Annotated in this window: 11 protein-coding genes; 6 read left to right on the top strand and 5 right to left on the bottom strand. The window is 70.8% G+C overall.

Annotated features, from left to right (window positions below; translation table 11 throughout):
- Positions 1-79: 79 nt before the first annotated feature.
- From D7X96_RS37370 to D7X96_RS37360, 3 genes are all read right to left on the bottom strand, one after another.
- Positions 80-1,960, bottom strand: coding sequence for an FTR1 family protein (locus D7X96_RS37370; RefSeq protein WP_120551107.1), 1,881 nt, complete (start codon positions 1,958-1,960; stop codon positions 80-82).
- 103 nt (positions 1,961-2,063) lie between these two features.
- Positions 2,064-2,579, bottom strand: coding sequence for a dihydrofolate reductase (locus tag D7X96_RS37365; RefSeq protein WP_120551108.1), 516 nt, complete (start codon positions 2,577-2,579; stop codon positions 2,064-2,066).
- Complete coding sequence (locus D7X96_RS37360) at positions 2,576-3,370, bottom strand: thymidylate synthase (RefSeq protein ID WP_121771874.1); 795 nt, start codon at positions 3,368-3,370, stop codon at positions 2,576-2,578. Before D7X96_RS37360 ends, D7X96_RS37365 begins: the two co-directional genes overlap by 4 nt.
- A 103-nt stretch (positions 3,371-3,473) precedes the next feature.
- Between D7X96_RS37360 and D7X96_RS37355 the strand changes: the two genes are divergently transcribed.
- From D7X96_RS37355 to D7X96_RS37345, 3 genes are read left to right on the top strand one after another with little or no spacing between them, the layout of a single operon-like run.
- Positions 3,474-4,034: a cob(I)yrinic acid a,c-diamide adenosyltransferase gene (locus D7X96_RS37355; RefSeq protein ID WP_121725035.1), complete on the top strand. Its 561-nt coding sequence runs from the start codon at positions 3,474-3,476 to the stop codon at positions 4,032-4,034.
- A 3-nt stretch (positions 4,035-4,037) separates the two neighbouring features.
- Positions 4,038-5,063, top strand: a complete 1,026-nt coding sequence (queG, locus tag D7X96_RS37350; RefSeq protein ID WP_121771873.1) for a tRNA epoxyqueuosine(34) reductase QueG — start codon at positions 4,038-4,040, stop codon at positions 5,061-5,063.
- Positions 5,036-5,971, top strand: a complete 936-nt coding sequence (locus D7X96_RS37345) for a DMT family transporter (protein ID WP_120551112.1) — start codon at positions 5,036-5,038, stop codon at positions 5,969-5,971. The genes queG and D7X96_RS37345 overlap by 28 nt, the downstream gene beginning before the upstream one ends.
- Positions 5,972-5,981: 10 nt before the next feature.
- Here the strand turns inward: D7X96_RS37345 and D7X96_RS37340 are convergent, their stop codons facing one another.
- Positions 5,982-6,764: a hypothetical protein gene (locus D7X96_RS37340; RefSeq protein ID WP_121771872.1), complete on the bottom strand. Its 783-nt coding sequence runs from the start codon at positions 6,762-6,764 to the stop codon at positions 5,982-5,984.
- Positions 6,765-6,859: 95 nt separating this feature from the next.
- Here D7X96_RS37340 and D7X96_RS37335 point away from each other — a divergent pair, with 95 nt between their 5' ends.
- Positions 6,860-7,750, top strand: a complete 891-nt coding sequence (locus D7X96_RS37335) for an MTAP family purine nucleoside phosphorylase (protein ID WP_121771871.1) — start codon at positions 6,860-6,862, stop codon at positions 7,748-7,750.
- 118 nt (positions 7,751-7,868) lie between these two features.
- Positions 7,869-8,918, top strand: a complete 1,050-nt coding sequence (locus tag D7X96_RS37330; protein ID WP_120551115.1) for a YihY/virulence factor BrkB family protein — start codon at positions 7,869-7,871, stop codon at positions 8,916-8,918.
- A 12-nt stretch (positions 8,919-8,930) separates the two neighbouring features.
- Here the strand turns inward: D7X96_RS37330 and D7X96_RS37325 are convergent, their stop codons facing one another.
- Positions 8,931-9,755 (bottom strand): M48 family metallopeptidase, encoded by an 825-nt coding sequence (locus D7X96_RS37325; RefSeq protein WP_120551116.1) that lies wholly within the window; start codon positions 9,753-9,755, stop codon positions 8,931-8,933.
- 151 nt (positions 9,756-9,906) lie between these two features.
- Here D7X96_RS37325 and mutM point away from each other — a divergent pair, with 151 nt between their 5' ends.
- The gene (gene mutM / locus D7X96_RS37320) at positions 9,907-10,809 is read left to right on the top strand and encodes a bifunctional DNA-formamidopyrimidine glycosylase/DNA-(apurinic or apyrimidinic site) lyase (protein WP_120551117.1); all 903 of its coding nucleotides are present in this window, start codon (positions 9,907-9,909) and stop codon (positions 10,807-10,809) included.
- Positions 10,810-11,012: the final 203 nt, after the last annotated feature.

Genomic DNA, 11,012 nt, shown 5'->3' with positions numbered 1-11,012 from the left:
CCTGGGCGGAGGCCAGGCCCGACACGAGCAGCAGGACAAGAAGTGGGGACAGCCGTGTGCGCTTCACCAGGACTTGAGGCTACCGCAACGGCGGCGTCTGCGTCGCCCCGTCCCCGGAGGCCGGCGTCTCCTCGCGGGGCCGGCGGCGCAGGGCCCGGTAGACGAGCGGCGCCACGGCCAGCAGCGCCTGCGGCACCAGCGACATCGCGTCCGGATACAGCCCCAGCATGTCCACGTAGATGAAGCGCACCGGCACCAGCGGCAGCGCGCCCACCTCCTGCAGCGAGTGGATGCCCTTGCCCAGGAGCATCACCGCCGTCACCACCATCACCACCGTGGAGACGTTGAAGAGCGTCTTCATGGGCAGCCGGTAGCCCATGCGGTTGACGAAGAGCACCAGCACCCCCAGCGCCACGACGCCCGCCACCACGCCCCAGGCGACGCCCGCCGCGGAGTCCACCGCCAGGCCCTGGAGGAAGATGGCCGTCTCGAAGCTCTCGCGCAGCACGGACGTGAACGCGATGACGAACAGGCCCACCGTGCTGCCCCGGCCCAACGCGCCCTGCATCTTCTGGCGCAGCTCCCCCATGAAGTGGCTCACGTTGGCGCGCGCGTTGAGCCACAGCGCCGCGTACAGCAGCATGGCCACCGCCACCAGCGCCGTGATGCCCTCCAGCCACTCGCGCTGCGCGCCCGCCAGCAGCTTGCGCCCGATGATGTACGCGAGCGCGCCCGCGATGAGCGCGGACACCCAGCCCGCGTGCACCACGCGCACCTGGTCCATGGCCTTCATCTTCTTCAGCGCCGCCAGCAGCGCCGTGACGATGATGGTCGCCTCGAAGCCCTCGCGCAGCAGGATGAGCAGCGTGAGCCACGCCACGGACAGCACGTCCGTGGTGCTCCCGGTCGTCTTTCGCGCCTGGTCCAGCAGCGACAGCAGCTCACGCCCTTCGTCCTGCAGGTGTGGGCTCTTGCGCTCGGCGGCGAGCCGCGCCTGCATGAAGGCCTCCTCCAGCTTCTGGGTGAGCTCCGGGTCGCGCCCGCGCAGCTTGGGCTCCACCGGCTCCAGGCCGTTGAGGTACGCGTCCAGCAGGGCAAGCTTCGCGGCCGCGTAGTCCCCGTCCGCGCCCAGCCGCAGCGCGTGGCCCACCGCGGCGCGCGCGTTGAGCAGCACCTTCTCCTCGTCCGCGTCCGGCATGTGCCGGCGCAGGCACGCCACCTTGTCCGCGCCGAACGCCTTCGCCAGCTCCGCGTCCGTGGACGTGGCCAGCCGCTCCAGCGACGCGTTGGGCGGCTCGCCCTGGCACTCCGGCTGGCGCAGCGTGAAGACGAAGAAGGCCAGCGACCAGCGGTCCTCTTCCGTGAGCGTGGGGTAGGCCGGCATCGCCGTGCCGGGCACGCCGAAGCTGGTGGTGTTGAACGCCTTGTACGGCGTGAGCCCGTCCTGCATCAGCTCCGGGTCATGGAAGTTCGCCGGCCGGGGCTCCATGGTCTCCGCGATGGCCACGTCCGCCTTGCCCTGCGCGCCGTGGCACGCCGTGCAGTTGGCCTGGAAGAGCTTCTTGCCGTGCTCCAGGTCCGGCGCCACGCGAGGGCTGCGCGCCAGGCCGCCCGCCAGCACCAGGTTCTCCACCAGGTCCCCGCAGTCGCGGCTCACGCCCTCCGGGTCCTTCGCCTCGTTGACGCGCGCCTGGATGGCCTCCACGCGGGGCACGAACGTGGCCGCCGCCGGGCCCAGCTCCTTCGCCGCCGCCAGCGCCTCCGCCGCGAAGCTCTTCTGCTCGGTCAGCTCGAACTCCGACTGCGACGACACCGCCGCCGGGTAGTCCGCCTGCAGGTACTGGAGGATGCCCACCAACCGGTGCCAGGTGCGCCCCTCGTCGGTGGCCGGGGCTTCAGCCCGGGCGGAGGAGGACAGCGCAAGCAGCAGGCACAGCGTGAGGGAGGCGGCGTGTTTCACGGCCGTCTTCTACCAACCACGTCCCGGGCGTTCAATTCTGCGAATCAATTTCAACTTACAGCACCCCTTCGCGGACGAAGGGGGCAGGAACCCGCACGGTAGGTCACCCGGCGAACTCCAGGAATAAGGGCTCCCCCTGACGCTCGTAGGTGAAGAAACCGAAGGGCAGGTCGCCTTCCGGGTACCGGTCCTCCTCCACCAGCCTCCATCCGGAGAGGTCCACGGGAGGGAAGAAGGCGTCGCCGGGGAAGTCCCGTTCAATGCGGGTGAGGTAGAGCCGGTGCCACAGGCCTTCCGTCTGCGCGTAGAGGTCCGCGCCGCCCGCGATGAAGACCTCGCTGTCGCCCGCCGCCTGCGCCAGCGCGTCGTCCACGGAGTGGGCCACGCGCACGCCAGCGGGGGCGGCCCAGTCTCGCTGGCGGGTGAGGACCACGGTGGTGCGGCCGGGCAGCGGACGTCCGATGGAGTCGTACGTCTTGCGGCCCATGATCAGGGTGTGGCCCATCGTCAGGCGCTTGAAGCGGGCCAGGTCCAGCGGCAGGCGCCAGGGCAGGGTGTTTCCCTGGCCGATGACCCGGTTCGCCGCCATGGCGACGATGGCGGAGATGCGCGGGCTCATACGGCCACGGGCGCCTTGATGGCGGGGTGCGGGTCGTAGCCTTCCAGCGTGAAGTCCTCGTAGCGGAAGGCGAACAGGTCCTTCACGTCCGGGTTCAGGCGCATGCGCGGCAGGGGACGCGGCTCGCGCTTCAGCTGCTCCTGGGCCTGCTCCACGTGGTTCAGGTAGAGGTGCGCGTCACCGATGGTGTGGATGAACTCGTGCGCGGTGAGGCCCGTGGCCTGCGCCACCATCAGCGTCAGCAGCGAGTACGACGCGATGTTGAAGGGCAGCCCCAGGAAGATGTCCGCGCTGCGCTGGTAGAGCTGGCAGGAGAGCTTCCCGTCCGCCACGTAGAACTGGAACATGACGTGGCAGGGCGGCAGCTTCATGGACGGCACGTCCGCCACGTTCCACGCGCTCACCAGGTGCCGGCGCGAGTCCGGGTTCTTCTTCAGCCCGTCCACCAGCTGCTGCATCTGATCCACGTGGCCGCCGCCGGGCGTGTTCCAGGAGCGCCACTGGTGGCCGTAGACGGGGCCCAGGCTGCCGTCGGCGTTGGCCCACTCGTCCCAGATGGTGACCCCCACCTCCTGGAGCGAGCGCACGTTCGAGTCGCCCCGGAGCATCCACAGGAGCTCATGGATGATGGACTTCAGGTGGAGCTTCTTCGTCGTCACCAGGGGGAAGCCCTGGGTGAGGTCGAAGCGCAGCTGGTGGCCGAAGAGGCTCAGCGTCCCCGTGCCGGTCCGGTCGCCCTTCTTCGTCCCGTGCTTCAGGACGTGCTCCATCAGACTCAGGTAAGGCCGCATGGGGCTTTTTCCTTAGGCGGGGTGGAACGGGTGATCAAAATAAAGATCGCGGGTCACCTCCGCACGGCGGTGCATCTGTTGCATCGCTATAAGAAGGGCTGCCATGAAGATCTATACGAAGACCGGCGATGCGGGAGAGACAGGCCTCTTCGGCGGTGGCCGTGTGGCGAAGGACGACGCGCTGGTGGACGCCTACGGCGAGGTGGACGAACTCAACGCCACGCTGGGCCTCGTCCGCACGTTCCCGCTGCCGGCGGACCTGGAGCACCTGCTCCAGCGCATCCAGGACCAGCTCTTCACGGTGGGCGCGGTGCTGGCCACGCCGCCGCACACCAAGGCGGCGGCCCACATCCCGGAGCTGCGCCCGGAGTGGGTGGAGGAGATGGAGCACCACATCGACCGCTACGAGGAGGAGCTGCCGAAGATGACGCACTTCATCCTCCCGGGAGGCGCGCCCGCGGCCGCGGCGCTGCACCTGGCGCGCACGGTGTGCCGCCGCGCCGAGCGCCGGGTGGTGACGCTCTTGCGTGAGGACAAGGCCCCGCCCGCCGTGGCCATGTACCTCAACCGCCTGTCGGACCTGCTCTTCGTGGTGGCCCGGCTGGTGAACTTCCGCGCCGGCCTGCCGGACGTGAAGTGGATCCCCGAAAAGCCGACGAAGTAGCCCGTGTACGCGACTCGACTGCCCACTGCCCGCTTGAGGCAGCTCGCCCAGGACGTGGGCTTCGACCTCATCGGCTTCGCGCGCGCGGAGCCCATCCCGCCCTCGTCGCTGATGTCGTGGCTGGAGGCCGGCTACGACGCGGACATGGACTGGATGGGGTCGCGCGCGGAGGAGCGGCTCGACGTGTCCGTGCTCCTGCCGGGCGCGCGCACGGTGCTGTCCTTCGCGAACAACTACTACCGGGACGACGCCCCGGCGCAGGGCTCGCCCATCGCCCGGTACGCGCGCGGCCGCGACTACCACTCCACGCTGCGCGACCGGATGAAGGCCTTCCGCAAGACGCTCAACGCCTGGTACCCGGGGCTGGGCACCTATGGCGGCGTGGACAGCGGCCCCATGATGGAGAAGGTCTGGGCCGCGCGCGGCGGCCTGGGCTACGTGGGCAAGAACGGCTGCCTCATCACGGAGTCGCACGGCTCCTGGGTGCTGCTGGCCACGCTCATCCTGGACGCGGAGGTGGACGCGTACCCGGAGGGTCCGGTGGCGGACCGCTGCGGCTCCTGCCGGCGCTGCCTCATGGCGTGTCCCACGGGCGCGCTGGTGGGAAACCGGCAGGTGGATGCGAGAGCGTGCCTGTCGTACCAGACCATCGAGAACCGCGACCGCGACGTGCCCGAGGCGTTCCGGCTCAAGTTCGACAACCTCATCTTCGGCTGCGACATCTGCCAGCAGGTGTGCCCGCTGAACAGGAAGCCGGTGTTCGCGGACGACGAGCGCTTCGTGCCGCGCGCGGTGGCGTCGCTGGGCACGCTGGAGCTGGCGGCGCTGACGCCCGAGCAATACAAGGAACTCATCCCAGGCACGGCGCTGGCGCGCGCGCGGTACGACGGTTTGAGGCGCAACGCTGTCTATGCACTGGGGGTCGCGCGGCAGGCGCACGCCCGGCCGCTGCTCGAAAAACTCAGCGGCGACGACAGCGAGCTGGTACGCAGCGCCGCACGATGGGCGCTTCTGCAACTGGAGCCGTGACGCCTCCGCTCGGGCGGGTGTACTCCGCGCTGGCGTTGCAGGTGCTGATCAGCGCGGGCACGTACCTGGCCGCGAAGCGGGCGATGACGGAGCTGTCGCCGTTCACGGTGGTGCTGTGGCGCTTCCTCGTCTGTGGCGTCGCGTTCGTGGCGCTGCTCGTGCTGACGCCGGGGCCGAAGCTGCCGCCGCGCCATGCCTGGCCGCGCGTGGTGGTGCTGGGGCTGATGGGCGGGCCGGTGAACCAGACGCTGTTCTTCTCCGGCCTGTCGCGCTCCACGGCGGCGCACGCGGCGCTGTTCTACGCGCTCACGCCGCTGGGCGTGTACGTGGCCAGCCTGGTGCTGGGCCGCGAGCGCGCCTCCACGCGGACGACGGCGGGCATCCTCACGGCGCTGGTGGGCGTGGTGGTGCTGCTGCTGGGCCGGGGGCTCGCGAGCGCGCGGGGCACGCTGGAGGGGGACCTGCTCATCCTCGCGGCGGTGGTGGCGTGGGTCGTGTACACGACGGAAGGCAAGCCCCTGGCCACGGAGCACGGGCCGCTGCGCGCGACGGCGTGGACGATGACGGTCGCCACGCTGTTGCAGCTGCCGCTCGCCCCGTTCGTGCTGGAGCCGGAGGCGGTGTGGGCCTCCAGCGCCATGGCGAAGGCCTCCATCGTGTACGTGGGGCTGATGACGTCGGTGGTGGCGTACCTGCTCTGGTCCTACGCGCTGTCGAAGGTGCCCGCGTCGCGCGTGGCCATCTTCTCCAACCTCCAGCCGGCGGTGACGGCGCTGGTCGCGTGGCTCTTCCTGGACGAGGCGCTGCACTGGGAGCTGGCGCTGGGAGGCGCGCTGGTGCTCGTGGGCGTGCGGCTGACGCAGGGCGCGCCCGTGAAGCCCGCGCCGGTGGTGGTGCGCGCGGGCTGAAGGGGCTGCCTCAGTCCCCGTTCGGGTCCCACTCGGAGATGTCCTTCTTCGCGGGCTCCGGCGGGACGGCGGGACGCGGCGGCTCCGCGATGCGGGCCGGCGGCTCCTTCTTCGCCACCGGAGGCGGAGGCGGGGCGTCCTCGTCGTCCGACCGGCTCGGCCGCGCGGGCCCGGCCACCACGGGCTTCGGCTCGGGCTTGCGCGGCGGCGGCTCCGCGAAGGCCTCGATGTCGGGGGCCTCGGAGCGCTTCGGCTCCGGCGCCACGGCGGGGGAGGGCGGCGGCGGGCGCGCGGGCTCCGCGGCCTTCGCCGGGACGGCCGCCTGCGGACGCTTCGCGGGCTTCGCGTCCACCACGTCCGACGCGCGGAAGCTCGTGCGCTCCGGGGGCGGCTCCGGCGGATCATCGTAGGAGTCGCGCACCGGCCGCGCGCGCGGCTGCTTGTTCTCCTCGTCGCCGAACGGGTCCTCCTCGCGGCGGCGGTCCTTCTCCTGGATTTCGCGCAGCCTGGCCGCTTCCGTCTTGCCCGTCCGGCGCTCGGGCGCGGCCTCCGGGGCGTCCGGTGCCCGGTTGTTCACCGCGTTGAACCGGCGTGCACACTGCGTGCGCTGGTCCAGGCAGGTGTCGAAACAGCGCGTCAGCTTCTTGATGGCCGCGCCGTTGCCGCCGTACTCGATGGTGCAGTCCTCCTTGCACGTGGTGGCGTCCTCCTCGCAGCCGGGCGGGACGGGACCGGCCAGGGCAGGGGTTGCGAACAGGACGCTGAGGACGACGAGGCGCGGAAGAAGACGCATGGCAAATGTGAAAGCTACCAGTCTTCCTGGCTTCCTGGGCGAGCCCCCCGCGATATCGTCAGGCCCACGCCCGGCGACCGGGCGAGAGGAGACGCATGCGGGCGGTCAAGGTGGGCATCATCGGGGGCAACGCCCTCTACCAGGCCCTGGGGCTCCAGGGCCGCGGCGAACACGTCTCCGTGGAGACGCCCTTCGGGCCCCACAGCACCCCGCTCATCTCAACGGAGCTGGACGGCGTCCCCATCGTCTTCGTCTTCCGCCACGGCCAGGGCCACGTCCACAACGCCACCCGCGCCCCTTATCGTGCCAACCTCTTCGCCCTGAAGACGCTCGGCGTCACCCACGTCATCGCCACCGGCACCGTGGGCAGCCTGCGTGGAGCCATCCAGCCGCTCCACCTGGCCCTGCCGGATCAGGTCATCGACCGGACCTACCGCCGCCCCTGCACCTTCTACGACGACGTCGCCGTGCACGTGGAGCTGGCCCAGCCCTTCTGCGCCACCCTGCGGCAGACGCTCACCACCGTCTCCCAGCAGAGCGACACCGTGGTGCACCCCTCCGCCACCTACGTCTGCATCGAGGGGCCCTCCCTGAGCACCCAGGCGGAGAGCCAGCTGTACCGCACGTGGGGCGGGGACCTGGTGGGGCTCACCGCCATGCCGGAGGCGCGGCTCGCCCGCGAGGCGGAGCTGCACTACGCCCTCATCGCGCTGCCCACCGACCATGACTCCTGGCGCCCGCAGCCCGTGGGCCAGGAGCCCGAAGCGCTCCTGCCGCAGTTCGCCCAGCGGCTGGACGCCGTCACCGCCCACGGCGCCGCGCTCCTGCGCCGCGCGCTGCCCCGCATCGCGGGCACCGCCTCCACCTGCCGCTGCGACAGCGCGCTCGCGCTGGCCATCTTCACCGACCGCACCCGCATCCCCGCGGAAGTGAAGAGCCGCCTGCGCCCGCTGCTGGGCCGCTACCTGCCCTCCGGACTCGTCTAGCGTTCAACACCCGGCACAGCGCTGCTGCCTCTGGCCGCGAGCGCTCGGCTGGCCGCCTGCTGCCGAATGCCCGGACCGGCCCCACATTGGCTCCCCACAGACCCGGAGGGGGAACCACATGGGGCTGCCACGGCTCAAGTACCTGACGTGGAGGGAGTTCGCGCGGCGCTTCTGGAAGGAGATTGAAGAGGACACCGTCACCGACGTGGCGGCGCAGCTGTCCTACTACTTCCTCTTCTCCCTGTTCCCGTTCCTGGCCTTCCTCGTCACGCTGGTGGCGTACATGCCGTTCGCGCCCGGCGCGGTGGACGCGATGATGGACCGCATCCGCCCGCTGGTGCCCGGCGACGCGCTGGGCGTGGTGAGCCAGCACCTGACCTCCATCGTCGGCGAGACGCGCCCCAGGCTGCTCACCGTGGGGCTCATCATCGCGCTGTGGACGGCATCGCGCGGCGTGGACGCCCTGCGCAAGGCGCTCAACCTGGCCTACGACGTGTCGGAGTCCCGGCCCTACTGGAAGACACAGGGCCTGGCGCTGCTGGTGACGCTGCTGGGCGGCCTGCTGATTCCGCTGTCCTTCGCCATCCTGCTCCTGGGCGGGCGCGTGGGGGCGTGGGTGGCGGACAAGCTGGCGCTCATCGACGAGTTCCACCTCGTCTGGTCCTGGCTGCGCTGGCCCTTCACCGCCGCGCTGGTGATGCTGATGCTGTCGCTCTGCTACTACCTGCTGCCGGACGTGAAGCAGCGCTTCAAGTACATCACCCCGGGCTCCGTCATCGGCACGCTGGCGTGGCTGGGCAGCACCTGGGGCTTCACCCAGTACGTGGAGCACTTCGGCAAGTACGACGTCACCTATGGCTCCATCGGTGGCGTGGTGGTGCTGCTGCTGTGGCTCTACATCTCCGGGCTCATCTTCATCCTCGGAGGAGAGCTCAACGCCATCCTGGAGCACGCCTCAGCGCAGGGGAAGGCGAAGGGCGCGCGCGACTTCGGTCAGCCCGCGCCCCTGGAGCCGCCCCTCAAGACACCCGGCGCGGCCAAGAGCGCCGCCAGCGCCCGGAAGACGCGGCTCGCGCTGTTCAAGCGCAAGCGCCGCGTGGCGGAAGGCAAGGACCCGGAGCCCCCGGGCCTGGTGCCGGACGGGAACGACAACCCGTCCGTGCACTGAAGCCGCGCAGGGCTACTGCTTGGGCAGCTTGGCCTGGATGGCCGTCAGCCCGCCCGGGGCGTTGCGGTCACCCTTGAGGCCCTGCTGCGCGATGATCTTCCGCAGGTGCGCGATGCGGTCCTCGTTGGTGGGGTGCGTGGACAGCCACTTGAGCACGCCCGGCGTGGAGCCCTGCTCCTTCTGCAGCTTCTGGAAGAAGGTGATGAGGCCGTTGGGGTCGAAGCCCGCCGCGGAGGCGTACTTCGCGCCGTACTCGTCCGCTTCGGTCTCCTCGCTGCGGCCGTGCGCCAGCTGCAGCCCGCCGCCCGCCAGCTGCGCGGCGATCTGCGCGGCGGTGCCCGGGTTCTGGCCCAGCGCCACCTGGGTGATGGCCTGCAGGCCGTAGGCGTTCACCATGGCGCGCGCGGAGTGCCGGCCCACCACGTGGCCCGCCTCGTGCGCCATCACGCCCGCCAGCTCCGCCTCCGTGTCCGCCGCGAGCAGCAGGCCCGTGTACACGTAGAGGAAGCCGCCCGGCGTGGCGAAGGCGTTGACCGTCTTCGGGTCGTTGATGACGTTGACCTTCCACTTCACCCCGGAGCGGTCCTTGTTGGCCTGCGCCAGGATGGGGGCGGAGATGCTCCGGACGTAGTCCAGCACCGCCGGATCCTGCACGTACTGGATCTTCTCCTTCGACTCCAGCTCCTGCTTCACCTGGAGGCCCAGCTGGTTCTCCTGCTCGTCGGAGATGAGGACGCTGGCGATCGCCTTCTCCGCGCCCACGCGCTGCTTGGCGCAGCCCGTGGAGAGGCCCGAGGCCAGGGTGAGGGTCAGGAGTGCGGTGACCGTCCGTTGCATGGTGGTGTCGTCCCTTCTTCGCGGTGGGGTACTGGAGGCTTTGCGCGGCCCGTCGTAGCCGCGCCTCCACGGTCCGGGCAAGCGTCTTCCCCACGGGCCATCCACCGGGGGACATGCGCCGGAAACCTTCCGGTGGTATGCCCCCGCCCGGATGCCTGAGCTACCGGAAGTGGAGATCGCCCGGCGCAACCTGGAGCGCTGGTTCCAGGGCCACCGCATCGTGCGCGCGGAAGCGGACGCCACCCGCGTCTTCCGGGGGGCGGAGCAGGCCCACTTCACCCGGCTCACCGGCCGCGTGAAGTCCCTGGAGCGCAAGGGGAAGTACCTCCTCATTACCCTGGAGGGCGGCCACGGCCTGATGGCCCACCTGGGGATGACCGGCAAGTTCGTGCGCCGCAAGCAGGGCGAGTCCGTCCCCTACAGCCGCGCCCGCTTCCACCTGGACGACGGCCACGTGGTCCACTTCAGTGATCCACGCCTCTTCGGGCGCATGGAGCCCGTGCCCGCCAGGGAGCTGTGGGAGCTGCCCGCGGTGAAGGCCCTGGGGCGCGACCCCCTGACGGAAGGGCTCACCGGCCCCCAGCTCCAGGAGGCGGTGGGGGATTCCAGACAGGACCTGAAGGTGGCCCTGATGGACCAGGGGCGCGTCGCGGGCCTGGGCAACATCCACGCCGCGGAGGCGCTCTTTCGCGCGGGGCTTCACCCGGCGCGCAAGCCCGGCACCCTCACGCCGGACGACTGGAAGCACCTGGCCAGGGCCATCCACGCCGCGTTCGACTTCGCCTTCAAGGAGCAGGAGGGCGAGGACATCACCTATCTGGAGGAGGCGGGCTCCGTGAACCGCTTCCGCGTCTACGGGCGGGCCGAAGGGCCGTGCTCGAAGTGCGGAACGACCGTGGAGTCCTTCACCCAGGGTGGGCGGACCACGCATTTCTGTCCGAAATGTCAGCCGCTCTCCAGCGTTGCCTCCCCCGCGGCCCGGAAGGGCGCGGCGGCGGGGAAGGGGACGGCCTCCGCCGTCACCCGCCCGAAACCCAGATCCCGTAGTCGTTGACACCCCAGAGGGGCATGGCTTGAATCGCCCGCCCTTTACACCCGGCCGCGTCATGTCGCGGCCCCGGAGACCGTTGACCATGCCTCACGTCCTGCTGGCGGCGCTGCTCGTCGCCTCGTCCACGGCCACCGCGCAGACGCCGGTGCCCGATGGTGGCACGCCCGCGGCGCCCCAGGAGTCGGCCCCCGCCGAGTCTCCCGCCC

The organism is Corallococcus interemptor, from assembly GCF_003668875.1.
GTDB lineage: Bacteria > Myxococcota > Myxococcia > Myxococcales > Myxococcaceae > Corallococcus > Corallococcus interemptor.
The sequence above is the reverse complement of the archived record's forward strand: the minus strand, read 5'-3'. Positions and strand labels throughout refer to the sequence as shown.